The following is a 24,336-nucleotide window of genomic DNA, read 5'->3' as shown; positions in this document are numbered from 1 at the left end:
ACTCTACTGCGACCCACGTCACGCAACGACCGCCCGCGCCCGCGATGTCGCTGTAGCGTGTGGCCGTGCCTCGACCGTCGTTGCGAACCGCCTTCATCGGCGTGGTCGTGGCGCTGGTGGGGCTCCACCTGGCCTCGGTGACGCTGGCGGCCCTGCCGCCCAACCGCTACTCCGACGCGGTGCGGAGCCAGACGTCCTACCTCGATCCGTACTTCACCCAGAACTGGCGGCTCTTCGCGCCGAGCCCCATCTCGGAGGACCGCAACCTGCTCGTTCAAGCCGCCTACCTCGACGCCGGCGGGAGAGCGCGTCGGACGGCCTGGATCGACTGGACGGCGGTCGAGCTCGACCTCGTCCGCCACCGACTGGTCGGCGGGCGTGCCGGCTACGTGACCAACAAGCTGGTGTCCCCGCTGCTGAGCCGGTCCGAGGCGCTGGACGACTCGCAGCGCATCGTCGCCACCAGCTCGCCCCAGGCCGACCCGCTCAGCTGGACGGAGCTCGCGGAGGCCCTGGAGGCCGCGGACACCCCGGCCACGGTGCGGATCGGGTACCTCCGCTACGACCGGACCGCCACGCGACTGGCGACGGACGTCCTGACGGCGCGGTACCCGCGGCTCGAGCTGACGGCGGTGCGCTACGCGATCCGTCGCCAGTCGGTCGTCCCGTACGCCGCCCGCGACGGCTCGGCCGCCGAGCGCCGGGCCGCTCGCCCGCCGGCGGTGCGCGACGTCGGCGGCTGGCGCCGTCCGACCCCCGGGTCGCCGGCCGAGCTGGCCGCCGTCCGCGACTTCGACCGGCGGCACCGATGATCGCGCGCGCCGTGGGCTGGCTGACCGACACCAAGCACTCCACGTACGGGTTGTCGGTGACCCGCATGATCCTGGGGTTCATCGTCGCGAGCCAGCTGGTCGTCAACTGGCCCGACCGGCGCTACACGTGGGGCGACGGCTCGCGCTGGACCGAGCAGGTGCAGTCCGGACGCGGGTGGCCGTCGTTCCTCGGGCTCTTCTCGCAGACCGGGGGAGCCTGGTTCGACCTGGCCTACCTCGCCACGATCGTGTTCGGGGTGCTGATGATGCTGGGGCTCTACACGCGAGCGTCGTCGTTCATGACGCTGCTGCTGTGGGTCTCGCTGTACGTCAGCAACCCGTTCGTCGGATCGGGCGGCGACGCGATCTTGCGCATGGTGCTGCTCTACATGTGCTTCACCGATGCGGGCCGTCACTGGTCGCTCGATGCTCGCAACCGCACCAGGCGGGGCGAGGTCGCGAGCATCGTCCCGGCCTGGATGAGCAACACGCTGCACAACCTGGCGATGATCCTGATCGTCCACCAGGTCGTGATGGTCTACCTGGGCTCGTCGTTCTGGAAGGTCCAGAGCCCGGTCTGGAAGGACGGCACAGCGGTCTACTACCCGCTGCAGACCGACGCCTACTCGCCGTGGAACGACCTCCTGCACCCGCTGTACGCGAACTCGACGTTCATCGCGGCGGCGACGTACTCGGCGGTCCTCGTCCAGATGTTCTTCCCGGTGTTCCTCATCTACCGGCCGACGCGCTTCCTCGCACTCGTGGCGATCACCGGGATGCACCTCGGCATCGGCCTGCTGATGGGCATCATGTACTTCTCTCTCGTGATGATCGCCGTCGACATGATCCTGGTCAGCGACGGCTCGTGGGTGCGGGCATTCCAGTGGATTCGCGGGCGTCTCGAGACCCGGCGATCGAGGCGTGCAAGCGGGAGTGCGACGCACGTCACATAACCTGGGTCACACCGGGCTCGTTGAGAGTGATGAGAAGTCAGTAAGAGTTGTGAGTACAGTACTCAGCAGTAACGTGGCGGTCGTCACATCTGCGGTACCAAAGCTCGTGCTCGTCACCGGCCCACATGACTCAAGGGAGCGCTCGTCCAGATGAACAAGCTTGCCAGGAACACCTTGGCCCTCGGAACGGCGACGATGATCGTCACCGCCGGAATTTCATTCTCCGCCTCGGGCGCGGATGCGACGAAGTCGTACTCGACGGGACGGTTCCTCACCGGCTCGATCGGCGGCACCAACCTCGACGCCCTGGCGCAGCTGCGCGGCGTCACGGCCGCCAACCCGGGCAACCCGGGTGCCAACAAGAATCCGCTCGACGTCACGGCACTGTCCACGCTGCCCATCAACATCCCCGGCGGCGTCGACCTCGACCTGCCCAAGTTCCTCAGCCCCAGTGGTGCGGCCGGTGCCATCAACCAGTACGCCTCGGCCGAGTCGACCTCCAAGGCCGTCGGTGCCTCCGGCGCGATCAACGACTCGGGTGCGGCGGTGACCACCAACGGAGGCGTGCCGGCGGACGCCAAGATCTCCCTGGCCGGCGGCCCGCTGTCGAGCATCAACAAGAACCTCGCCAGCATCGATCTGGGCCTGGGAGCGTTGTCGTCCAACACCACCGTCGACAAGGGCAACCCGACCCGCAGCTACAAGATCGCGGGCCTCAACCTGCAGGCCGGGGTTCCGCTGATCGCCGGTCTGGTCGGCGACATCAGCACGGCCGTCGCGCCCCTCGACGCGCTCGACGACATCACGCTGTCACCGGAGCAGCTGTGCGCCGTCTCGGGCACCACCCTCAACGTCGCTTCGACGACGATCCTCGAGCTCATCCCCGCAGGCGTCGCGCGCGATACGATCGACGCGCTCCTGAACCCGCTGGTGGGCGACGACATCACCCAGGTCGACCTGTGTGACAGCGACAGCGGGCTGGTCGGTCAGATCCTGGCCGCCATCAACCAGACGGCCTTGGCCGACCTGGTCGAGGTCCAGGTGACCGGTCTGAACAACCTCACCACCGGGCTCGACGACCTCACCGGCGGTGGCGTCTCCCTCGACCTGAGCGAAGGCAAGATCACCCTCGACCTCGCGGCGATCCTCTCGGCGGCCGGGCTGAACATCAACCAGCTCCCGCCCAACACCAACCTGCTGAACTACATCACCACCGACCTCATCAACGGCAAGATCACGACGGTCCTGGACTCGGCGATCAACAACGTCGTCACGAACCTCGGCAAGGTCGACATCGCGGTCACGATCGCCGGCAACCCCGTCCCGGTCAAGCTGAGCCAGCTGACGGGCCAGGCTGTTCCGCCGCTGGTCGCCGGGCTGACGCAGGCCAGCAACCTGGTCAAGGACCTCGGCACCCCCATCGACCAGGCCCTGGGGCAGCTGGCTCCGGGCCTCAACCAGGTGCTGAAGGTGACGGCGAACAACCAGTCGTCGTCCAAGTCGCCGACGCTCAACACCGGCACCGTGACCGCGGGCAGCACGTCGAAGTCGAGCAACATCAGCACGGCCGCGGTGGGCGACTACTACCGCACCTCGGCCCTCAAGATCGACGTGCTGACCAGCTCGGTCACGCTCGACATCGCCGCCTCCGAGGCGGCGACGCTGGCGGCCGACCGGCCCGCCGACCAGGCCGCTGCCGGCCCGGGCGACGATCGCAACGCCGACACGCCGAACAACGACCGTGACAGCGACACCGTCTCCGACGGTGCGCAGGCCGATGCCGACAACGGCGACGACTCCGACACGGTGGCCGACTCCGACGCGCAGGCCGATGCCGACGTGACGACGACGCTGCCGTCCACGGGCGCGCCGAACCTGCTCCCGTTCTGGCTGCTGGGCATCGCCCTGCTGCTGTTCGGTGGCGCGGTGCTGCTCAACGAGAAGCGTCGACTGAACCAGGTCTAGCCCGACTGTCACGACTGCCGGCCACCCGGGTGGCCGGCAGTCGTGCGTCCAGGCCCCGACCCGACCACGACCTAGGATGGCCCGCATGCCGCCAACCCCACCGGAGGACGTCGCTGCACGTCCCCGGCACCGGTGGATCGTCGAGGTGCTGCTCGCGGTGGTCGTCGTGCACTCGGTCGTGCTGGCCCTGTGGTTGGCACCGTCGAGCCCGCTGCGGGACGCGGTCGGCGACGAGCGCCTGGCCAGCTACGTCGACCCGTACTTCCAGCAGGGGCGTGACGCCGTCGGGGTCGGCACCCAGCAGGTCGACGAGTCGTTCAGCGTCCGTGCCTTCGTGGCTCCCGACGGCGGGGGCAAGGGGTCCGTCACGTCGTGGGTCGACCTGACCCGCCTCGACAACCGGGCCAACGCGCACGCGCTGGCTCCGCGGCGCGTCCACCTGATCGCCCGGCGGCTGGCGACGAACCTCAACCTGGCGATGTTCAACCTCACGGCGACCCAGCGCAAGGTCGTCCGCAAGCTCACCGCCGACGACCTGCCGAGCGCGGTCACGGTCTCGCTCGACAAGGCCGGCGGCCGGCCCGCCGCCGTCCGCTTCTTCCAGGCCTACGACCAGATGGCGACGCAGTTCGCGTCGCTGTACGCCCAGTCTCGGTGGGCCGGCGAGGGACGGGTGGTGCAGGTGCAGTTCCGGGTGGGCCGTCGCACGGTGCCGCCGTACGCGCAGCGGGCCAGCGCGTCGCTCGACGACCAGCCCTTCCTCGACTTCTCGTTCGGGTGGCGGCGCGTCTTCCGTGGCTCGCTCGAGGCGCGCGAGACCTTCGACTCCTTCGTGGGGGAGCGATGACGACCACGTGGCGCAACCTGGTGCAGTCCGTGGCGGAGGCGCGGGGCCGCGTCGACGACTGGCTCGTCGGCAGCCGGCACGCGACCTACGCGGCGGCGGTGTGCCGCATCGGTACCGCCCTGGCCGTGCTCGGCCTGCTGGTGTCGAACTTCTCGACCCGTGACCTGTGGGTCGGTCAGGCCTCGGTCTGGGCCGAGCCTGCGCGGGCCATCAGCCGGTTCCCCGAGCTGCGGCTGCTCGACGGCGTCAGCTCGGACGTCCTGGCGTTCATCTACGTCCTCACCATGGCCGCCAGCCTGGCCCTGGCGCTCGGCTGGCACGCCAAGGCCGCCACGGTCGTGACCTTCGTGGGATTCATCGCGATCGTCGGCCAGAACCCCGTGGTCGGCTCACCGGGAGACAACCTCGTCCGGCTGACCCTGCTGTGGCTGCTGCTGATGCGCTCGGCCGACCACTGGTCGCTCGACGCGCTCCGCCGGAGCCGCCGGCTCGCGGCGGGCAAGGAGGCGTCACGCGAGGAGGACGCCCTGCCGCCGTGGCTGTCGTCGGGTCTGCACAACGTCGGTCTCGTCGCCCTGTGCGCCCAGACGGTGCTCGCCGCGATGGCGGCAGGGCTCGACAAGGTCGCCGACCGGGGGTGGCAGCACGGGACGGCTCTGTACTCGACGATGCAGCTGCCGGAGTCGCGGCCGTTCCCGGCCCTCTCCGACCTGCTGAGCCGCAACGAGGTGCTGCTGGCCGTGCTGACGTACGGGGTGCTGCTCTCGCAGCTGTTCTTCGGGCCGTTGCTGCTCAACCGGTTCACCCGTCGCTTCGTCATCGTCCTGGCGGTGCTCGTCAACGTGGTGCTGGCTGTCGTGTTCGCGCAGCCCTGGAGCGCGCTCAGCACGATTGCCGTCACCGCCCTGTTCGTCTCGGACGAGACGTGGCAACGCGTCGAGGACGTCGTGCTGACGACGACGCAGCCGGCGGCCGACTGGGTGCTCGACCGCGGCTACGACCTGCTCGACGTCGCCGACGCTGCGCGCTACCGCGTCTTGCTGCCGGTCGTGGACTGGGTGCGCTTCACCGTGCTGCGTCGCTAGCTGCCGGGTCGCCGGTGCGGGCGGCGACCCGTCGGCCCGACAGCACGAGCACCACGACCGGCACCGTCAGCACGGCAGCGGCGGCGTTGAGCGTGCCGAAGCCGCTGAGCGCCACGACGAGCCCGGCCAGGAGGCCCCCGGACGCCCCCGCCAGGTTCATGGCGAGGTCGGAGAATCCTTGGACCAGTGGTCGCGCACCAGCCTCGACCGAGGTGGTCAGCGCCGCAGCGCCGGCGATGACCGAGGCCGACCAGCCGATGCCGAGCAGGGTCAGGCCCACCGTGATCTGCACCTGCGAGTCGCCGGAGGTGCCGGCGACGCCCGCGGCGAGCAGCAGGACCGCCTGCCCGAGCAGGATCGTGCGGTCCTGGCCCCATGCGTCGGCGAGCCAGCCCATGACGGGGGAGAGGGCGTACATGCCGGCGATGTGCAGGCTGATGGTGAGGCCGATGACCTCGAGCGAGGCGCCGTGGTCCTCCATGTGCACCGGGGTCAGCGCCATGACCGACACCATGACGGCGTGGGACGAGGCGACCACCCAGATCGCCGTCAAGGTGCGCCCGCGGACGTACGGCAGCGCCGCGCGGGCACCGCGCGGCGCCGGCTGCGAGCCGGCGGGGCGCCCGATGAGGGGATCGGGACGCAGCAGCACGACGGTGAGCAGCCCGGAGGTCGCGAACGCGGTCGCGGAGAACAGCATCGGGCCTGACAGGTCGGGCAGGCCGAGGACCCCCGCGACCGCCGCGCCGGGCCCGGTCAGGTTGGGCCCGATCACCGCGCCCACGGTCGTCGACCAGACGACCACCGACAGCGAGCGGCCGACCTGTGCGGGCGCGGCCCGGTCGACGGCAGCGAAGCGTGACTGCAGGTTGGCGGCCGTGCTGCCGCCGAACAGCAGCAGGCCGACCAGCGCGACCGGCAGCGACCGTGTCTCGGCGCCGACGACCGTGACGGCGGCTCCGGACGCTCCGGCGAGCCAGCCGAGCGTGAGGGCGGGCCGGCGTCCGCTGCGGGCGGCCAGGGACGACAGCGGGATCGTGAACGCCGCAGCGCCCAGCGTCAGCATCACGACGGCCATGCCCGACCAGCCCGACGAGCCCGTGATGTCCTTGACCAGCAGACCACCGACGGCCAGGCCTGAGCCGTTGCCGATGCCGCCGACGACCTGCACCAGCACCAGCACCGACACGATCCGCTTCTGTGGCGCACGGCTCGTTCCTCGCCGTTCCAGCGGCTCGTTCCTCACCGCTGCCGGGCTCCGCCCGGGCGCCTGCCTCGCTTCGCTCGGCCCGTGGTCACCATGCGGCGCACGTTGCTACGACCAGACGGCGATGCGTTCGGCGGGGTCGAGCCAGAGCTCGTCGTCGGGGGTGACGTCGAACGCGGCGTAGAAGGCGTCGATGTTGCGGACGACCTGGTTGCAGCGGAACTCCGGCGGCGAGTGCGGGTCGAGGGTGAGGCGCCGCACGGTCTCGGCGGGGCGCACCTTCGACTGCCAGGCCTGGGCCCACGAGACGAAGAAGCGCTGGTCGGGGGTGAGACCGTCGATGGGGTCCGCGGCGGGCTCGGTCAGCCGGAAGGCGCGGTAGGCGATGCCCAGCCCACCGAGGTCCCCGATGTTCTCGCCGATCGTGAGCGAGCCGTTGACGGTCTTGCCGTCGGCGCCCATCGGGCTGAGGGCGTCGTACTGCGCGACGAGGGCCGAGGTGAGCTTCTCGAAGGCCGCCCGGTCGTCGTCGGTCCACCAGTTGCTCAGCGCGCCGGTGCCGTCGTACTGCGATCCCTGGTCGTCGAAGCCGTGGCCGATCTCGTGCCCGATGACGGCCCCGATGGCCCCGTAGTTGACGGCGTCGTCGGCGTCGGCGTGGAAGAACGGCGGCTGCAGGATGGCCGCGGGGAACACGATCTCGTTCATCGTCGGGTTGTAGTACGCGTTGACGGTCTGCGGCGTCATGTACCACTCGTCGCGGTCGATCGGCGAGCCGATCTTGGCCAGCTCGCGGTCGGTGGCCACGGCGATGGCGCGGCGGACGTTGCCGAGCAGGTCGTCGGGTGCGGTCTCGAGGGCGGAGTAGTCGCGGAACTCGTCGGGGTGGCCGATCTTGGGGTTGAACGAGTCGAGCTTGTCGTGGGCGCGCTTCTTGGTGTCCTCGCTCATCCACGGCAGGCCGGCGATGCTCTCGCGGTAGGCCTCGATCAGGTTGCCGATCAGCTCGGTCATGCGCTCCTTGGACGCCGGCGGGAACTCGGTGCGCACGTAGATCTTGCCGACCGCCTCGCCCATCGCCCCCTCGACGAATCCGACACCGCGCTTCCAGCGGGGGCGCAGCTCGTCGGTGCCGCTGAGCGTGCGTCCGTAGAACTCGAAGTTGGCGGCGACGAAGGCCGACGACAGGTAGGGCGACGCGCTGTGGACGACCTGCCAGCGCAGCCAGTCCTTCCAGGCCTCGAGCTCGTCGGCCACCAGCAGGGTCTCGAGGCCCTCGAGGAAGGACGGCTGGGAGACGACGACCTCGGCGATGACGGCCGAGGGGACCTGCGCCCCGCGCGACCACGACGTCCAGTCGAACGACGGCGACAACGCCTGCAGGCCGTCGGCGTCGAGCAGGTTGTAGGTCTTCTGGGCGTCGCGGCACGACACGCGGTCCCAGTGGAACGAGGCCAGGCGGGTCTCGAGGTCCATGATGCGCGCGGCCCGTCCGGCCGCGTCGTCGAGCCCGGCGAGGTCGAGCATCGTGGTGAGGTGGACGACGTAGGCGTCGCGGATCTCGGCGGACTCGTCGTCGCGGTAGTACGACTCGTCGGGCAGGCCGATGCCGCCCTGGCCGAGGTGGGTGACGTAGCGGTCGGGGTTGCCGCGGTCGGGGCCGATGTACATGCCGAACACGCTGCCGACGCCCTGGCGGTCGAGCTCGCCGAGCGTCGTCACGAACGAGGCGATGTCGGTGACGGCGTCGACCTGTGCGAGCTCGGCGGCCAACGGCTCGGCTCCGAGCTGCTCGACGCGCTCCTCGTCCATGAAGCTGGCGTAGAGGTCGCCGATCTTGCGCTGCTCGTCGTCGGCGGGCGACTGGCTCGCGGTCTCGATGATCGTGCGGACCGTGGCCTCGGCCTCGTCGACCAACGTCACGAACGAGCCGGCGGTGGCGCGGTCGGGCTTGATCTCGGTGCGGTCGAGCCACGGTCCGTTGACGTGCCGGAAGAGGTCGTCCTGCACGCGGACGGCGGGGTCGAACTGGGTCATGTCGATGCCGTGGTTCACGCCGTTAGGCTACACAGGTGAGGGTAGCCAGATGAGCGCGAATCGTCCCGTCCGACTGACAGTCGTCCGCACCGAGCAGCTCGCGCCGTCGATGCGCCGGCTCGTGCTCGGCGGCGACGAGTTCGAGACGTTCGCCGACCGGGTGCGGGCGCTGCCGCAGCGCTACACCGATCTCTACGTCAAGCTCGTCTTCCTCGCCGACGGCTTCGAGTACCCCGTGCCGCTCGACCTGGGGGTCGTCAAGGAGACGATGCCGCAGGAGGCGTGGCCCGTGCTGCGCACCTACACGGTCAGCGAGGTCGACGAGCAGGAGCGCCTGGTGACGATCGACTTCGTCGTCCACGGCGACGAGGGGGTCGCGGGGCCGTGGGCAGCCGCTGCACAGCCCGGCGACACGATCCACCTGCGCGGTCCCAACGGGGGCTACGCGCCCGATCCCTCCGCCGACTGGCACCTGATCGTCGGCGACGAGTCAGCACTGCCGGCCATCGCCGCATCGATCGCCGCGCTCGACGACGAAGCGACGGCGGTCGCGTTCGTCGAGGTCGACGGCCCCGCCGACGAGCGTGACCTGGGGGGCCCGGCGGGTCTCGAGCTGCACTGGCTGCACCGCGGGGAGGAGGCACCCGGCACCACGACGCTGCTCGACGACGCCGTGCGGGCGATGCCGTGGCGCGAGGGCCGGGTGCAGGCCTTCGTGCACGGCGAGTCGGCGCTGCTCAAGAGCGTCCGGGCCTACCTGCTGCGCGAGCGGCGGGTCGCGCGCGCCGACGTCTCGGTCTCGGCCTACTGGCGCCGCGGCACGACGGAGGAGGGCTTCCGGGTCTGGAAGTCGCAGCAGACCGACGCCGTCATGCGTCCGTCGACCTGATCCGACCCGCGCCGCACGCTCGCGAGTGGCGCCAGCCGGTGCGCGAGTGGCGCAGACGCGCGGGAATCGCCGTCCCAGAAACGCAGAACTGCGCCACTCGCGGTGCTGGGGTGCGGGGCGCGGGCGACGGGACCGGTAGCCTCGTCGGGTGACTGAACTGCGCAACGTGGCCGTCATCCTCGCAGGTGGCACCGGTACGAGGGTCGGCCTGTCGATCCCCAAACAGCTCATCAAGATCGCCGGCAAGACGATCATCGAGCACACGATCGCTGCCTTCGAGGCGTCGCCGCTGATCGACGAGATCGTGATCCTGATGACGCCGGGTCACCTCGACCCCGTCCGGGCGATCGTGCAGAACGGCGGCTACGACAAGGTCTCCCAGATCGTCGAGGGCGGCCAGACGCGCAACGAGTCGACCAGCCGGGCCCTCGAGGCGCTGGGCACCGACGAGTGCAACGTGCTGTTCCACGACGCCGTCCGCCCGCTCGTGTCGCAGACCATCATCGGCGACGTCGTCGCGGCGCTCGCGACGCACCAGGCCGTCGACACGGCGATCCCGTCGGCCGACACCGTCGTCCAGGTGCACGAGACGCCGGTCGACGACACCGGAGCCGAGACCATCGAGGACGTCCTGCAGCGCTCGCTGCTGCGTCGCGGCCAGACCCCCCAGGCCTTCCGGCTGTCGGTCATCCGCCGCGCCTACGAGCTGGCGTGGAAGGATCCCGACTTCACCGCGACCGACGACTGCACCGTCGTGCTGCGCTACCTGCCCGAGGTGCCCATCGCGGTCGTCACGGGCCACGACCGCAACATGAAGGTCACCGAGCCGATCGACGTCTACATCGCCGACAAGCTCTTCCAGCTGCACTCGGCCGACGTGCCCGACCAGCTCACCGACGAGCAGTACCGCGAGGCCCTGGCCGGCAAGACCATGGTGGTCTTCGGCGGGTCGTACGGCATCGGCGGCGACATCGCCGAGCTCGCACGCGGCTTCGGCGCGACGGTCCACACCTTCTCGCGATCGTCCACCAACACCCACGTCGACCGCCGTGAGGACATCGCGGCCGCGGCCAAGACCGTGCTCGAGTCCTCCGGATCGATCGACTTCGTCGTCAACACCGCGGGCGTGCTGGTCATCGAGGACCTCGCAGACACGTCCGAGGAGACGATCTTCGCCGCGACCGAGATCAACTACCTCGCCCCGATCTTCATCGCCCAGGAGTTCTACCCGCACCTGGCGTCCGCCGCAGGCTCGCTGCTGCTGTTCACGTCGTCGTCGTACACGCGTGGCCGCGGCGGATACTCGCTGTACTCGTCGGCCAAGGCGGCCGTGGTCAACCTGACCCAGGCGCTCGCCGACGAGTGGGCCGGCGAGGTGCGCGTCAACTGCGTCAACCCCGAGCGCACGGGCACCCCGATGCGGACCAAGGCCTTCGGCGAGGAGCCCGAGGGCACCCTGCTCAGCTCGAAGGTCGTGGCCCGTCAGTCGCTCGACGTGCTGCTGTCGCAGCAGACCGGCCACATCATCGACATCCGGCGCGAGGACGGCCCCGCGGCGATCGGTGGCGGCAGCTGAGCAGCCGGTCTGCCGGGCGTCAGTGCTTGGCGTTCTTGCGCAGTGCCCGCCGCAGCTGACCGATGCGGACGGCGCCCGGCACGGCCGCCACGAGGGCGCCGATGACCGCCGACAGCAGCAGGGCGATGGCCAGCGACAGCCGTCCCTCGAAGCCGAGGAACTTGATCGAGACCTTCTCGTAGTTCTGGACGATGAAGACCAGGAAGCCGATCGCCAGCACGGCGGCCGTGATGAGGCCCACCCACAGCCCGCTGGCCCGCGTGCGCTTGACCCGTCCGTGACGGTCGAGACCCGCGGCGGACGCCTCGGGCCTGTCGGGGGTGGCTGCGTCGGGGCGTGCGGCAGCGGGCTCGGGACGGGCGGATGCCGGCTCGGCCGATGCGTCCTCGGGGGGAAGGGGGCTGGTCATGCGCCCATCGTGCCAGCATCGCGCGTCCCGCGCCCGTCGTGCGTCGTCCGGGTCACGACCGGCGGACGCCGATAGGATCCGAGCCGTGAAGACCTTCATCAACGTCATGCTCGGCATCGTGGTGATCGCGCTGATCGCCGCTGTCTACTTCATGATCACGACGACGGGCGGGGGCGACGACGAGCCGAAGGCGACCCCCGCGCCGCAGAAGATCGTCTACATGTCCACCAGCGGGGTGGTCGACAACATCGAGCGACGCCTCGAGCGGCGCGCCGGCCGCGACCTGCGGATCCGCTGCCCGAAGAAGGTCGACAAGGCCGTCGGCACCACGTTCCGGTGCAGCGTCCGCACCGCCACGGGCACCGAGCGGATCGCGTTGGCGACCGTCACGATCGACGGGCCCGACGGCGACTTCACCTGGACGTCCAGCTCGAAGGCGCTGCGCAGCACGGAAGCCGGCAGCACGACACCGGCCCCCGCTCCCACGCCTGGTTCGTAGCGCGGGACCCGGGGGCCGGTGTCGTGGCCTCGGAGAGGCCGGTCGGTCAGAGGCAGTTCTGCGCGTAGTAGACGCCGATGCGCTGAGCGGCCTGGATGTACTCGTCCATGCCGCTCGCCGCCTTGCCGGACCCCGGGTTCATCATCGAGGTCAGGAACGACGACATGATGCCGATGTCGCCCTTGACGTCGGCGGGGGCGATCTTCTCGAGATCCTGGTACGACTTGACCAGGTCACGAGCGGTGTCCTGCAGCTGGCTGGGATCGGACGTGCCGTTGCCCAGCACGTTCATGCTCTTCTCCTGGATGTCGGTCAGCTCGCTGCAGAACGCGCCGGCCGGCTTGGACCCGCCGGCATCGGGGCTCGGGAACGTCGGGGTGGTGGGCGACGGCAGCGTGGCCGCCGAGGGTGACGGCGTCGGGTCGTCGTCGGAGTCGTCGGGCTCGGGAGCGTCGGTCGTCTTGCTGTCGCCACCGGTGATGGTCGGCTTGTCGTCGTCGCCCCCGAAGACCTTGGTCGCGCCGAAGGCGGCGCCGCCGATCAGCAGCAGGATGACCGCGACCATGGCGATCACGATGCCGAGCGGCTTGCCCGTGCCGCTGCCACCGCCCTCGGTCGCCGCGCCCTGCGGCGGGGCGCCGCTGGGCGGGACCGCGCCGAAGGCGGCCGTCGTGGCCGCGGGTGCCTCGTAGGCGGGCTGGTGCGGGAACACGGGCGCCGGCTGCGGGGCCGACGGCTGCACCGCGGTGGGCTCGGGTGCCCACGACTGCTGGGGGATCTCGGCCGTGGGCTCGGGGGCCGAGGACTGCTGCGGGATCGACACCGTGGGCTCGGGGGCCTGCTCGGCGGCGGGCGGCGTGACGGGCTGCTCGGCGACCGGGACGACAGGCTCGGCGACCGGCGAGACGGGCTCGGCGGGTGCGACGGGCTCCTCGGCGACCGGCGGGGTGACGGGCGCCGCGGCCTCGGCGGGAGCAACCGGCTCGACCGGCGCCACGGGTGCCACCGGCGCGACGGGAGCGGCTGGGGCCGGCGGTGCTGCCGGAGCGGGCGGGGCCTGGGGAGCCTGGGCCGCCGCGTACGACGCGCGGGCCGCGAGGGCGGCGTTGACGGTGGGATCGCCGCGCTCGCCGAGCCACTGCAGCAGCCCGTCGTACGCCGACGGGTTGAACACGATGGCGGCCCACGTGGCGCGATCGGCCTGTGCGAGCTCGGCCAGGCGAGCGGGGGGCGTGGACGGATCCTGCGCCTCGCGGACGAGATCTTCAGATGACATGTGGGTTCCTTCCCCCGGAGGTGTCCGCCAACCCGGCGAACGTGCACGAAGACTATCTGTCTTGGCGCGCTTCGTCGCGTCAGCCCCGTCGGGACGTGATCCGTCGAGCGGGCACCACCACGGCGGGTGGCAGCAGGAGCGTGGCGCCGTACGCGAGGGTCCCGCGCACCGTCCCGTGGGTATCGACGCGGCGGGCCCACGCACGAGTCATCCAGCGGGGGTTGCCGGGGTGCTCGTCGTGCTGGGCCGAGTCGGCCACCTCGGCCGTCGTCCTGGTCGCGCTGCGGAAGTAGGCGCTCTCCCAGACATCGCGCGACGGCCGGCACCCGGACGCGAGTAGCTGCTCGACGCGGTCGGCGATAGCGGCCGGGGCGGGCCGGTCGCGGTCGCCGAACCAGCTGTGCAGAAAGGCGTCGGACGGCGTGCCGAGGTCGTCGGCATCGATCTGGTCGAAGGTCCTCAGCAACCCGCTGTCGAGGAAGACGTGGTTGCCGTGCCGCTCGTGCACGCCGAGGTCGAGCACGAGGGCCACCCGTGTCCCGCGGTCGATCGCCTCGAGGCAGGCGGTCGACGACATCGTCACGAGCAGGTCGACGCGCTCGAGGAGCTCGGGCACGGGGGTGTGGTCGATCCGGAAGTTGGCGGGCAGGTCACCGGGGGGCAGCAGGTCCTCGGGCGCGTGCGACATGCGGTGGAAGGTGTCCTCGCCGGGACGGTGACGGGGCTTCAGCAGCACCTCGCGGCCCGGATGACGCCGGGCGTGCTCGACCAGGCGCCGGTAGACGTAGGCGCGCTCGGCCGCCGGCGCCGGCACGGTCGGCTGGTCGGCGTACAGGACCGTCGACACCGCTCCGCTCCGCGGAGGTCGGGGCGCGGCCGACAGGAACGGCAGCCCCGAGAGCACCAGGTTGTCGGTCGGGATGCCCAGCGTCTCGCCGGTGCGGCGGAAGTGCGCCAGGTCGTCGGTCGAGTTGACCGCGACGACGTCGGTGCCGGAGCGGTCGAGGTACCCGGCCGTGATCTTCTCGATGATGATGCCGACCCATCCCGACACCAGCACGGGGCCGGGGCCGACCCCGCCGGCGAGCGCGTCGGCCACGGCGAGGCTGAGCCGGTGCGTGGACGGGCCGGCCAGGGCGCTGACCACGACGTCGCTGCCCAGGCAGGCCGCCACCAGGTCGTCCCACGGCACCCGGTCGACCCGGTCGAATCCCGCGTCACGCACCTGCTGCGCCGACAGCGCCGAGCGGGTGTCGGGCACGACGACGCGCGTGGCGAAGTCTCGCGCCTCGAGCTCGTCGCGGATGCCGGCGCACCACTTCAGCTGCGAGTCGAAGGCGGCGACGAGCAGGGCCGTGCGCGGTGTCGGGGCGTCCACTCCCGCACGGTATCCGCGGCGCGGGGCCTGCAGACGGGCTGCGCCGACGATTCACCGACTGTTGGGCGCCGGTTGTCCGCGTCGTCGCCGGCCGGGCGCGCCGGCGACGACGGGCGTCCGCACGCCCCGTGACGTTCGCGGCGCGGTGACGTCGCGTTCACCCGCAGGTCGCCGGTGCTTCCTAGCGTCCGGAGGACACCCGGCCACGTGGCCGGCCCCGCACCACGACCGCCCAGGAGGTGACCCGCATGGTCCACGACCAGGTGTGCGCCGTCATCCCCGCCCGCGGCGGCTCCAAGGGGGTCCACCGCAAGAACCTGCGTCCGCTCGGCGGCGAGCCCCTGGTGGCCCGAGCCGTCCGGACGCTGTCGGACGCCTCGTCGATCGGATCGGTCGTCGTCTCGACCGACGACCCGCAGATCGCTGTCGTCGCGAGTCGCTCCGGCGCGCGGGTCGTCGAGCGTCCCGCCGGGCTCTCGGGCGACGAGGCGTCGTCGGAGTCGGCCGTCGAGCACGCGCTCGCCCACCTGGCCTCGCTCGGGATCGAGCCCGAGGTGACGGTCTTCGTGCAGGCGACCAGCCCCTTCATCCGCCCGGCGGACGTCGACCGGGCCGTCGCCCTCGTGCTGACGGGCGAGTGCGACGTCGCCTTCAGCGCGGCGCCGGCCGACGTCCACCTGTGGCGTCATGGCGTCGACGGCCCCGAGGGGGTCAACCACGACGCGGCGGTGCGGCTGCGGCGCCAGGACCGCGACCGCGAGCACGTCGAGACCGGCGCCTTCTACGCGATGCGCACGAGCGGGTTCCTCGCGCACGGGCACCGGTTCTTCGGACGGCTGCGGATCGTCGAGGTCGCTCCCGACGACGCGCTCGAGATCGACACCGAGCACGACCTGGCGCTCGCTGAGCTGCTGCACGCCGGCCGGGAGACCGCGTCCGAGGCGCGGCTCTGCCCGATCCCGGCCCGTGCGGTCGTGACGGACTTCGACGGCGTCCACACGGCCGACCGCGTGGTCGTCGACGAGCACGGGGTCGAGTCGGTCGAGGTCAACCGCTCCGACGGCATGGGCGTGGCACGCCTGCGCCGGGCCGGCATCCCGTTCCTGATCCTGTCGTCCGAGACCAACCCGGTGGTGGAGGCGCGGGCGGCCAAGCTCGGCGTCGAGGCCGTCACCGGCTGCCACGACAAGCTGAGCGCGCTCTGCGGCTGGGCCCGCCGGCACGGCATCGACGTGGCCGACATCGCCTTCCTCGGCAACGACGTCAACGACCTGGCGTGCCTGCGGGCCGTCGGGTGGCCCGTCGTCGTGGCCGGCGCCCACCGAGACGTCCACGTGGCGTCCCCCATCGTGCTGCGTCGCCATGGTGGCGACGGAGCGGTCCGGGAGCTCGCCGACCGCGTGCTCGCCGGTCACGAGGAGCGGCCGTCCGACGGCCGCGCCACCACAACAGAAGGGCAATGACCATGACCGAATGGGTTCAGATCGGCGACGAGATCGTCGGCCACGGACGTCCCACGTACGTGATCGGCGAGATCGGCATCAACCACAACGGTGACGTCGCCGTGGCCAAGAAGCTCATCGACGTCGCGGCGCTCGCCGGGGCGCAGGCGGTCAAGTTCCAGAAGCGGACGCCCGCGATCTCGACGCCGGCCGACATGAAGGCGACGCGCCGCGAGACGCCGTGGGGCGAGATGAGCTATCTCGACTACCGCTACCGGGTCGAGTTCGAGCGCGAGCAGTACAGCGAGATCGCCGCCCACGCGATGGCCCAGGGCGTCGACTGGTTCGCCTCGCCCTGGGACGTGCCGTCGGTCGAGTTCCTCGAGGAGATGGGCGTGGCGACGCACAAGGTCGCCTCGGCCTCGGTCACCGACCTGCCGCTGCTGCGCGCGCTGGCCGCGACCGGCAAGCCGATCATCCTGTCGACCGGCATGAGCACGATCGAGCAGATCGACGCCGCCGTCGAGATCCTCGGCACCGACCGTCTGGTCATGCTGCACGCCACGTCGACCTACCCGCTGCCCCCGGACGAGGCCAACCTGCACATGATCCCGGTGCTCTCGGCGCGCTACCGCGTGCCGATCGGCTACTCGGGCCACGAGCGGGGTCAGCAGATCTCCGTGGCGGCCGTGGCGCTGGGGGCCACCGCCGTCGAGCGCCACATCACGCTCGACCGGTCGATGTGGGGCTCCGACCAGGCTGCCAGCCTCGAGCCGCACGCCTTCATGGACCTGGTGCGCGACATCCGCGTGGTCGAGAAGGCGCTCGGAGACGGCGTCAAGCGGGTCATGCCCGGTGAGCACGCCCAGCTGAAGCGCCTGCGGCGGGTCGACGTCGCCGCGGCAGCGGTGTGACGCAGGCGCTCGTCGTCACGGACTCCGACTCGTACGTCAAGTGGGGGGCCGCACTGGCCGGGCAGCTTCCGGCTGCCTGGCCGGTGCGGCTCGTGGTGCTGCGGGGCAACGCCGAGCCCAGCGCGCGGCAGGTGGCCGAGGCGCTGGCCGGCACCCGGTTCGCGCCGGCGGACGTCGAGCGGGTCGGCCGGGCCGGGCTGGTCGAGGTGCTGGAGACGTGGCAGCCGGACGTCGTGGTCGCAGCGGCGCGAGGGATGGCCGTCGAGGCGCTCGGCTCGTTGCTGGCGGAGACGGGCGTCCGGCCGGTCGTGGTGTCGGGCCTGGCCGGCATCTCGATCCCCGTGCTCACTCCGGGGCTGCGGTACCGGCGCTGCGCCGACGTGTTCGTGCTGCAGAGCCGGCGCGAGCTGCGGGAGTTCGCCGCGGTCGACCGGCGGCACCGCTTCGAGCTCACGACCATCCCGTACCTCGACGTCGACCACCGGGCCAGCGAGGTGTCGCGCGACCGCATCGTGTTCGCGGCGCAGGCCATGGTGCCGGCCTCCCGGCGTGACCGTCTGTGGATGCTGCAGCGACTCGTCGAGACGGCCGAGGCGCACCCGCACCTGACGGTCGTCGTCAAGGTGCGGGCCCGAGGTGGCGAGCCGCAGACGCACGTCGAGGAGCTCCCGTACGAGGACCTGCTGGCCGAGCTGGCCGGATCGGGCAGGTCGCTGCCGCCCAACCTCGTGGTCGAGGGCGGTGCGATGAGCCTGCACCTGCGTCGTGCGGTCGGTCTCGCGACGATCAGCTCGACGGCGCTGCTGGAGGCCGTCGCCCATGGCGTGCCCTGCCTCGCGATCGACGACTTCGGGGTGGGCGAGCGGCAGATCAACACCGTGCTCGTCGGCAGCGGCCTGCTGGGGTCGACCGACCGGCTCGTCGCCGGGGCGTTCCGGCACCCCGCGCCCGAGTGGCTCGACGACAACTACCTGCACGACCCGGCCGCCAACACGTGGGTCGCCGCCGTCGAGGAGCTGCTCGTCCGTCGCGGCCGGGGCGACCTGCCCCCGCTCCCGGGCGCGTCGCGCTCACCGCTGCGGCGGGTGCGCACCGCGGTGCTGGCCCAGCTGTCGTTCGTGCCACCGCGCGACCGTGCCTCGGGGCTGCATCGTGCCTTCGTGCTCGCCGGCTTCTGGGAGCACCGACGACGGTGGGCCGTCAGGCGGGACGGCCGGCGGTCCCGGCCCGGGCCTCGGCGGACGGACGACGCTCCCACCAGCGGCAGCCGATCATGACCGCGGCGGCGAGCGTCCAGCCAGCCAGGATGTCGACGACGTAGTGCTCGGCGTAGTACACCAGCGCCGTCGCCATCAGCAGCGGGTAGACCAGCAGGAGCCAGCGCCACGCGCCGCGCAGGCGGGTGATGCCGTAAAGGGCGATCAGCATCGCCAGGCCGGCGTGCAGGGACGGCATCGCGGCCACCGGGTTGCCGACCTTCGCGAGCGCGACGTGGAAGCCGCCGAGGCCGAGGTCGTCCCATCCGCGCCCCGTCAGGCGGGGGAGCGGCCGGCCGACGTAGCCCTCCTTGGACGCCAGCCACGGCGGCGCCATCGGGTAGAGCACGTAGACGACCAGCGCGGCGAAGTTGATCACGATGTAGCGGCGCATCCACGGCAGCCAGGTGACCCGGTCGCGCAGCCACAGCACCACGGCGAGAGTCAGCCCGGCGACGAAGTGCGTGAAGTACACCGTCGTGAAGACCTCGTCGTACCAGCGGGGCGGGCTGGAGGCCGAGCACGGCGAGGCGCACAGGGCGTCCTGCAGACGGGCCGTCGGCAGCTCGCCGCCGCCGATCCACTCGTCGAAGCGGATCGGCATCGTCCAGTGGATCGGCATCGAGACGATCTCGTCGGACAGCCCGCGGCTGTACAGGTACAGCACCAGCAGCGCGAACGCCGGCCACCAGTCCCGCGGGAACCGCAGGTGCGAGCGCAGCGGCGCCTTGACGTCGTACGCGATCGTCGCGAGCCAGAGCCAGAAGAACAGCTGGAACGGATCGGTCGGCACGCCGATCAGCACGACGCCGGCGGCGAAGGCGATCGCGAACACCGCCAGCGCGGGCCCGCGCCAGCTCCACGGGGTCGACCGCTCGCGGTCGGCGGACGTCGTCACGAGCAGCTCCTCGCGGGTGCCAGCGATCGCGGGTGCGAGCGGTCGAGCCACACCGTGCGGCCGCACACCTCGGCCACGACGCGATAGCGCTTGGCGAGCACGGGCCGCAGCGCGGTGGGGTCGATGCCCCACGAGTCGATGCCCGACCAGTCGACGAACCACACGGGTCTCGACGGGCCCGACATGACGGCGGTGAGCTCGGCGAGATCGGGGTCGAGGGTGCGCACGGGCAGGCTCCACAGGTACGGGTACGGACTGGACATGCGCGCCGCGGCGAGGACGTTCGGCTGGCCGTAGGCGACCACGGCGGTGTCGCCGGTGATGCTCGACGCCTTGAGCCAGCGCCCCACCTCCTGCGCCTCGACGCCGTCGGTGGACGGGGATACCAGCGACCACATCAGGTTGCCCGCGGTGACCGCGACCACGAACACCACGAGCGCGCGCAGCAGCCTCGGCCCGATGCGCTCGGCCAGCAGGCCGACCGCGAGCGCCGAGGCCGGCACGAGCTGCAGCAGGTAGTGGCTCCAGTAGCTGCCGCCGAGAACGGCAGCCGCGGAGACGACGAGGATGACGGCCCACGTGGCCAGCAGCACCGGCTCGCGCCGGCGCAGCGCGTGGCCGGTCGTGAGCACCGCGACGAACGCCAGCCCGCTGACGGCCCACGTGGCCACGAGCACCACCAGGCGATCGGTCGTCGCCGAGGACGCCGACGTGCGGATGACCTCGCCGGCATCGGCCCGGAAGGTCACCAGGGCGTCGAACAGCTCGCTCGGCGAGGTGCCCCGCGCCTGGGCGGCGACCAGGCCGACGACGATCGTGAGGGCGAAGCCCGCCGCACCGGCCAGCAGCACCCGGACGGCCGTGCTGCGACGGCGCTTGTCCGAGCCGACCAGCACGGCCAGCACCACGGCGAACACGAGGCCGTCGACGATGGTCTGCTTGACCAGCATCGCCGCGGCCGCCAGGGCGCCAGCCCCGGCTGCGTAGCACCACGACCGGCGCGACGGCCGCAGCAGCGCCTGGGCCGTGAGGGCGAAGCCCCACGCGGCGAACGCCCCCGCGAGCATCTCGCCGTTGGTGCGCGGGACGCCGAACCAGTGCGCAGCGCTGAACAGGGCGGCCGCGCCGGTCGCCCACCGGGCGGCCCGGTCGCCGGCCGCGACCTGGGCGGCTCGGCCGACGCCGAGCACCATGAGCACCGATGCCGCGAGCCCGATGAGGCGCAGACCGGTGAGCGAGCCGGCCAGCTGCATGATCCAGATCAGCAGGGGCGGACGATCGACCCAGTACGAGCCGTAGAGCGAGCTGCCGTGGTCCCAGCCGGCCCCCACGAGGAGGAAGCCGGCCTCGTCGCGACCGGCGGCCTCGCCGAGGAACAGCAGCCGGACGACGACCAGAGCCACCAGGACGCCCGCGACGTAGGCCGGCAGAGGTGTGCGCGGCTCGCGGGCGCGGGGCCGGCGAGTGCGAGGTGCCGCCATCAAGGACCCGTGGCGCCGGTGGCGCGTCGTGCGGCCCACTCGCGGTCGCGCAGCAGCATGGCGTCGCGGCAGGCCTCGATGAACCGGCGGGTCGCCACGCCCGGCGCCGGATCGCCCAGGTAGTGCTCGACGAGCGCCGCGCGTGCCGCCGCGGTGGGATCGCTCGACAGGTGCGTGGCCACGATCTCGGCGAACGGGTCGCCGGGGGCGAGCTGCGGGACGACGTCCATCAGCGTGCTCGGGGGGTAGGGGACGGCCGGGGTCGTCACGAGCAGCGGCTTGCCGGTCGGCAGCCAGGTGAGGGCGACCGCCGAGACGTCGGTGACCAGCAGGTCGGCGTCGGCGAACGACTGCTCGAGGGGGACGTCGGTGTCGACCCGGTCGGCCAGCCGGCGGACGGCGTCGTCGGCGACGGCGTACGACGGACGGATGACGCCGTTGAGCGGGTGGGGACGGTAGACGACGCGGTAGCGCCCCGACAGCGCCCGTACGAGCGCGGCGCCGTGGGTCTCGAGCGAGCCGTACGACACCGAGGGCTGCGACGCCTCCCAGGTCGGGGCGTACAGCACCGTGGGGCGGGTGGCGTCGGGGTGCGCCTCGACCGGCGGGGCGCCGTCGAGCTGGGGCTGGCCGATCAGGACGCTGCGCGCCGCGGCGTCGTAGAGCATGACGGCCGAGGCCGTGCGGTCGACGGCCGCCTGCCCGGCCAGGAAGCACAGGTCGTACGCCTTGACCTGGTTCGACACCGAGACGCCCTTGTCGCTGTCGCCGTGTCCGAGGTAGACGTGCACCATCGACGTGAACCGCAGGCTCTCGAAGTTGATGGGGTCGTGGTTGACGTACAGGGCGAGCTTGACGTCGGACAGCGACAGGATCTCGTCGAGCTGGCCGTAGCGGGCCAGGGTCACGCAGTCGAGACCGGTCTCGGCGCGGACGACGCGGGCGGTGCGGGAGTCCTTGAAGACGCACACGACGGGGTGCTCGACGTCGAGCGCCGTGAGGGCGTGGAACCACGGCCGGAGCTGGTAGAGGCTGTCGAGGGTCGTCGGGAAGTACAGCATCACCGGCTGCTCGAACCGCTGCCCCAGACGCGACTCGTCGGTCTGCTTGTCGGGCATGCCGGTGGGCAGCAGGCGCGAGCGCCGGAGGCGGCCGATCGCCCACACGCGGAGCCGGTGGACCAGACCGACGCGTGCCTCAGCCGCCATGGCCGTCGTGGCGGACGCCGGCCAGCGGCGTGCCGCTGGTGAAGTGCGGCGCGACCAGGTTGTCGAACATGCTGAGTGCCGAGCCGATCGCCATGTGCATGTCGAGGTACTGGTACGTGCCGAGACGCCCGCCGAACAGCACGTCGGTCTCGCCCTTGGCCAGCTCGCGGTAGGCCAGCAGCCGCTCGCGGTCCTGCGGCGTGTTGACGGGGTAGTACGGCTCGTCGTCGGCCTCCGCGAAGCGGCTGAACTCTCGCATGACGACGGTGCGGTCGGCGGGGTAGTCGCGCTCGGGGTGGAAGTGCCGGAACTCGTGCACCCGCGTGTGCGGCACGTCGGTGTCGGCGTAGTTCATGACGGTGGTGCCCTGGAAGTCCCCGGTGGGCAGCACCTCGGTCTCGAAGTCGAGGGTGCGCCACGACAGGTCGCCGTGGGCGCCGTCGAAGTAGCGGTCGACGGGGCCGGTGTAGACGACGGGGGTCACCCCCACGCATGCCTTCTTGTTGAACGGCTGGGTCTCGTCGAAGAAGTCGGTGTCGAGGGTGACGGTGATGTTGGGGTGGTCAGCCATCCGCTCGATCCAGGCCGTGTACCCGTCGACGGGGAGTCCCTCGTAGGTGTCGGAGAAGTAGCGGTTGTCGTAGGTGTAGCGCACGGGCAGGCGGCTGATGATGTCGGCGCCGAGCTCGCGGGGGTCGGTCTGCCACTGCTTGGCGGTGTAGCCCTTGATGAAGGCCTCGTAGAGGGGTTCGCCGATCAGCGAGATCGCCTTCTCCTCGAGGTTGGCCGGCTCGTGCGTGAGTCGTGAGGCCTGCTCGGCGACCCAGGCGCGGGCCTCGTCGGGGCTGTACGCGGCGCGCTGGAACTGGTTGATCGTGCCGAGGTTGATCGGCAGGGGGTACACCTCGCCGCGGTACGTCGTGTAGACCCGGTGCTGGTAGGGGGTGAAGTCGGTGAAGCGGTTGACGTAGTCCCACACCCGCTGGTTGGACGTGTGGAACAGGTGGGCGCCGTACCGGTGCACCTCGATGCCGGTCTCGGGGTCGGCCTCGCTGTAGGCGTTGCCGCCGATGTGGGGGCGGCGGTCGATGACCTGCACCGTCAGGTCGAGCTCGGTGGCGCAGCGCTCGGCGATCGTCAGGCCGAAGAAGCCGGACCCGACGACGAGCAGATCGGCCGTCACGACGGTCCGCCGGAGGAGTGGCCCAGTGCCGGCACGTCGGCGGGGTCCATCGGGCGCCACGAGTCGTCGCGCCAGAGCGCGCGGTTGGCGCGGAAGCCGCGCGCGAGGTCGCCGAGGCCCTTGAGGGTGTGCTGCACGACCACGAGGCGGAAGACCTCCTTGGCCAGCGTCAGCGCCGTCCCGAGCCCGAAGCCGACACGGTTCAGCTTGCCGTACTCGGCGAAGTACTTGCCGACGTACGCACGGTTGCGGATGACGTGGAAGCGGAACAGCGGGCTGCCGTCGTTGAGGTGACGGATGCCGAGGTTGACCTGCTTCTGCTCTCGCTTGCGCTTGAGCACGAAGGCGTCGACGTAGACCACCTCGGTGTGCTGGGCGGCCAGCCAGGCGTAGGCGGCGTCGTCCCACGAGATGAAGAAGCGCGGATCGGGCAGGCCGATCGTGCGGACGACGTCGGCGTGGATCAGCATGCCCTCGAAGGTGCCGGAGTTGGTGACCGCGTAGCCCTCGCGACCGAACTGCTTGCCGCTGTAGGGCAGGGGGACGCCGAGGAACTCGTTGAACTTGGCCTGCCAGTAGAACGGGGTGCCGTCGAAGTCGTAGCGGCGTCCGTGGATGACCTTGAACCGCTGCATCCACGGCGTGAAGCTGGCGATCGCGTCGGGCAGGATCTCGACGTCGTCGTCCATCAGCCAGACCCAGTCGGCGCCCAGCTCGAGCGCGACGCGGGTGCCCTCGCTGAAGCCGCCGGACCCGCCGGTGTTGGTCGTCAAGCGGTGGTTGACCAGGACGCCGTCGGGGAAGTCGGCGGTCGCGGCGGCGATGACGTCCTGCGTGTCGTCGGTGCTGGCGTTGTCGACCACGACGATGCGGAACGGCTGCGTGTCCATCGCGGCGGCGCTGGCGAGCAGCTCCTTGAGGAAGGTCGACCGGTTGTACGTCACGATCGCGATGGCGATGTTGCCGGCAGCCCAAGTCACCGGATCACCTTATCTGGTCGTCATCGGCGGCCCGGCCATGC

General features: G+C 71.4%; 21 protein-coding genes. 11 read left to right on the top strand and 10 right to left on the bottom strand.

Annotated features, from left to right (window positions below; translation table 11 throughout):
• Nucleotides 1–65 precede the first annotated feature (65 nt).
• From DX116_RS16370 to DX116_RS16350, 5 genes are all read left to right on the top strand, one after another.
• The gene (locus DX116_RS16370; RefSeq protein WP_147393694.1) at nucleotides 66–812 is read left to right on the top strand and encodes a DUF5819 family protein; all 747 of its coding nucleotides are present in this window, start codon (nucleotides 66–68) and stop codon (nucleotides 810–812) included.
• On the top strand, nucleotides 809–1,765 hold the full coding sequence (locus DX116_RS16365; RefSeq protein WP_119705267.1) for an HTTM domain-containing protein: 957 nt from the start codon (nucleotides 809–811) through the stop codon (nucleotides 1,763–1,765). The genes DX116_RS16370 and DX116_RS16365 overlap by 4 nt, the downstream gene beginning before the upstream one ends.
• Nucleotides 1,766–1,915: 150 nt before the next feature.
• Nucleotides 1,916–3,730 carry a choice-of-anchor G family protein gene (locus DX116_RS16360; RefSeq protein ID WP_119705266.1) on the top strand — a complete coding sequence of 605 codons (1,815 nt, stop codon included), beginning with the start codon at nucleotides 1,916–1,918 and terminating at the stop codon, nucleotides 3,728–3,730.
• Between the two features lie 85 nt (nucleotides 3,731–3,815).
• Nucleotides 3,816–4,577, top strand: a complete 762-nt coding sequence (locus tag DX116_RS16355) for a DUF5819 family protein (protein WP_147393693.1) — start codon at nucleotides 3,816–3,818, stop codon at nucleotides 4,575–4,577.
• Nucleotides 4,574–5,662 carry an HTTM domain-containing protein gene (locus DX116_RS16350; RefSeq protein ID WP_119705264.1) on the top strand — a complete coding sequence of 363 codons (1,089 nt, stop codon included), beginning with the start codon at nucleotides 4,574–4,576 and terminating at the stop codon, nucleotides 5,660–5,662. Before DX116_RS16355 ends, DX116_RS16350 begins: the two co-directional genes overlap by 4 nt.
• Here the strand turns inward: DX116_RS16350 and DX116_RS16345 are convergent.
• The gene (locus DX116_RS16345; protein ID WP_233556836.1) at nucleotides 5,643–6,851 is read right to left on the bottom strand and encodes an MFS transporter; all 1,209 of its coding nucleotides are present in this window, start codon (nucleotides 6,849–6,851) and stop codon (nucleotides 5,643–5,645) included. The genes DX116_RS16350 and DX116_RS16345 overlap by 20 nt on opposite strands.
• Nucleotides 6,852–6,977: 126 nt before the next feature.
• Complete coding sequence (locus tag DX116_RS16340) at nucleotides 6,978–8,906, bottom strand: M13 family metallopeptidase (RefSeq protein ID WP_119705690.1); 1,929 nt, start codon at nucleotides 8,904–8,906, stop codon at nucleotides 6,978–6,980.
• 49 nt (nucleotides 8,907–8,955) lie between these two features.
• Between DX116_RS16340 and DX116_RS16335 the strand changes: the two genes are divergently transcribed.
• Nucleotides 8,956–9,795, top strand: coding sequence for a siderophore-interacting protein (locus DX116_RS16335; protein ID WP_119705263.1), 840 nt, complete (start codon nucleotides 8,956–8,958; stop codon nucleotides 9,793–9,795).
• Nucleotides 9,796–9,943: 148 nt separating this feature from the next.
• Nucleotides 9,944–11,371 (top strand): bifunctional cytidylyltransferase/SDR family oxidoreductase, encoded by a 1,428-nt coding sequence (locus tag DX116_RS16330; RefSeq protein ID WP_119705262.1) that lies wholly within the window; start codon nucleotides 9,944–9,946, stop codon nucleotides 11,369–11,371.
• Between the two features lie 19 nt (nucleotides 11,372–11,390).
• On the opposite strand, the gene DX116_RS16325 is transcribed toward DX116_RS16330, so the two are convergent.
• Entirely contained in the window at nucleotides 11,391–11,780 is a 390-nt protein-coding gene (locus DX116_RS16325) for a LapA family protein (RefSeq protein WP_119705261.1), read from the bottom strand.
• Between the two features lie 85 nt (nucleotides 11,781–11,865).
• Between DX116_RS16325 and DX116_RS16320 the strand changes: the two genes are divergently transcribed.
• The gene (locus tag DX116_RS16320; protein WP_119705260.1) at nucleotides 11,866–12,279 is read left to right on the top strand and encodes a hypothetical protein; all 414 of its coding nucleotides are present in this window, start codon (nucleotides 11,866–11,868) and stop codon (nucleotides 12,277–12,279) included.
• Nucleotides 12,280–12,325: 46 nt separating this feature from the next.
• Here DX116_RS16320 and DX116_RS16315 read toward each other — a convergent pair whose 3' ends face one another.
• Nucleotides 12,326–13,555 (bottom strand): variant leucine-rich repeat-containing protein, encoded by a 1,230-nt coding sequence (locus tag DX116_RS16315; protein ID WP_119705259.1) that lies wholly within the window; start codon nucleotides 13,553–13,555, stop codon nucleotides 12,326–12,328.
• A 79-nt stretch (nucleotides 13,556–13,634) separates the two neighbouring features.
• The gene (locus DX116_RS16310; protein ID WP_199716105.1) at nucleotides 13,635–14,933 is read right to left on the bottom strand and encodes a DUF6716 putative glycosyltransferase; all 1,299 of its coding nucleotides are present in this window, start codon (nucleotides 14,931–14,933) and stop codon (nucleotides 13,635–13,637) included.
• Between the two features lie 248 nt (nucleotides 14,934–15,181).
• On the opposite strand from DX116_RS16310, the gene DX116_RS16305 reads away from it, so the two are divergent.
• Genes DX116_RS16305 through DX116_RS16295 form a run of 3 tightly spaced genes read left to right on the top strand, consistent with a single transcriptional unit; the run spans nucleotide 15,182 to nucleotide 18,566 of the window.
• A complete protein-coding gene (locus DX116_RS16305) occupies nucleotides 15,182–16,396 on the top strand; it encodes an acylneuraminate cytidylyltransferase (protein WP_119705258.1) in 1,215 nt (404 codons plus the stop codon).
• A gap of 2 nt (nucleotides 16,397–16,398) precedes the next feature.
• Nucleotides 16,399–17,289, top strand: coding sequence for an N-acetylneuraminate synthase family protein (locus tag DX116_RS16300; protein WP_119705257.1), 891 nt, complete (start codon nucleotides 16,399–16,401; stop codon nucleotides 17,287–17,289).
• On the top strand, nucleotides 17,286–18,566 hold the full coding sequence (locus tag DX116_RS16295) for a DUF6716 putative glycosyltransferase (RefSeq protein WP_119705256.1): 1,281 nt from the start codon (nucleotides 17,286–17,288) through the stop codon (nucleotides 18,564–18,566). Before DX116_RS16300 ends, DX116_RS16295 begins: the two co-directional genes overlap by 4 nt.
• On the opposite strand, the gene DX116_RS16290 is transcribed toward DX116_RS16295, so the two are convergent.
• The 5 genes from DX116_RS16290 to DX116_RS16270 are packed head-to-tail and all read right to left on the bottom strand — an operon-like array spanning nucleotide 18,490 to nucleotide 24,295.
• The gene (locus tag DX116_RS16290; protein WP_147393692.1) at nucleotides 18,490–19,443 is read right to left on the bottom strand and encodes a phosphatase PAP2 family protein; all 954 of its coding nucleotides are present in this window, start codon (nucleotides 19,441–19,443) and stop codon (nucleotides 18,490–18,492) included. The genes DX116_RS16295 and DX116_RS16290 overlap by 77 nt on opposite strands.
• On the bottom strand, nucleotides 19,440–20,924 hold the full coding sequence (locus DX116_RS16285) for a hypothetical protein (protein WP_119705254.1): 1,485 nt from the start codon (nucleotides 20,922–20,924) through the stop codon (nucleotides 19,440–19,442). The genes DX116_RS16290 and DX116_RS16285 overlap by 4 nt, the downstream gene beginning before the upstream one ends.
• Nucleotides 20,924–22,132: a CDP-glycerol glycerophosphotransferase family protein gene (locus tag DX116_RS16280; RefSeq protein WP_119705253.1), complete on the bottom strand. Its 1,209-nt coding sequence runs from the start codon at nucleotides 22,130–22,132 to the stop codon at nucleotides 20,924–20,926. The genes DX116_RS16285 and DX116_RS16280 overlap by 1 nt, the downstream gene beginning before the upstream one ends.
• The gene (gene glf, locus DX116_RS16275) at nucleotides 22,122–23,315 is read right to left on the bottom strand and encodes a UDP-galactopyranose mutase (RefSeq protein WP_119705252.1); all 1,194 of its coding nucleotides are present in this window, start codon (nucleotides 23,313–23,315) and stop codon (nucleotides 22,122–22,124) included. Before glf ends, DX116_RS16280 begins: the two co-directional genes overlap by 11 nt.
• A complete protein-coding gene (locus DX116_RS16270; protein ID WP_119705251.1) occupies nucleotides 23,312–24,295 on the bottom strand; it encodes a glycosyltransferase in 984 nt (327 codons plus the stop codon). The genes glf and DX116_RS16270 overlap by 4 nt, the downstream gene beginning before the upstream one ends.
• Nucleotides 24,296–24,336: the final 41 nt, after the last annotated feature.

The sequence above is a fragment of the Aeromicrobium endophyticum genome (assembly GCF_003586285.1).
GTDB lineage: Bacteria > Actinomycetota > Actinomycetes > Propionibacteriales > Nocardioidaceae > Aeromicrobium > Aeromicrobium endophyticum.
The sequence above is the reverse complement of the archived record's forward strand: the minus strand, read 5'-3'. Positions and strand labels throughout refer to the sequence as shown.

Bases quoted from the DNA above. Each gene is read 5' to 3' on its own strand.
- DX116_RS16315 (WP_119705259.1), bottom strand. From the start codon at position 13,555: ATGTCATCTGAAGATCTCGTCCGCGAGGCGCAGGATCCGTCCACGCCC.
- DX116_RS16365 (WP_119705267.1), top strand. From the start codon at position 809: ATGATCGCGCGCGCCGTGGGCTGGCTGACCGACACCAAGCACTCCACG.
- DX116_RS16280 (WP_119705253.1), bottom strand. From the start codon at position 22,132: ATGGCGGCTGAGGCACGCGTCGGTCTGGTCCACCGGCTCCGCGTGTGG.
- DX116_RS16305 (WP_119705258.1), top strand. From the start codon at position 15,182: ATGGTCCACGACCAGGTGTGCGCCGTCATCCCCGCCCGCGGCGGCTCC.
- DX116_RS16335 (WP_119705263.1), top strand. From the start codon at position 8,956: ATGAGCGCGAATCGTCCCGTCCGACTGACAGTCGTCCGCACCGAGCAG.
- DX116_RS16350 (WP_119705264.1), top strand. From the start codon at position 4,574: ATGACGACCACGTGGCGCAACCTGGTGCAGTCCGTGGCGGAGGCGCGG.
- DX116_RS16360 (WP_119705266.1), top strand. From the start codon at position 1,916: ATGAACAAGCTTGCCAGGAACACCTTGGCCCTCGGAACGGCGACGATG.
- DX116_RS16325 (WP_119705261.1), bottom strand. From the start codon at position 11,780: ATGACCAGCCCCCTTCCCCCCGAGGACGCATCGGCCGAGCCGGCATCC.
- DX116_RS16285 (WP_119705254.1), bottom strand. From the start codon at position 20,924: ATGGCGGCACCTCGCACTCGCCGGCCCCGCGCCCGCGAGCCGCGCACA.
- DX116_RS16340 (WP_119705690.1), bottom strand. From the start codon at position 8,906: ATGACCCAGTTCGACCCCGCCGTCCGCGTGCAGGACGACCTCTTCCGG.
- DX116_RS16355 (WP_147393693.1), top strand. From the start codon at position 3,816: ATGCCGCCAACCCCACCGGAGGACGTCGCTGCACGTCCCCGGCACCGG.
- DX116_RS16300 (WP_119705257.1), top strand. From the start codon at position 16,399: ATGACCGAATGGGTTCAGATCGGCGACGAGATCGTCGGCCACGGACGT.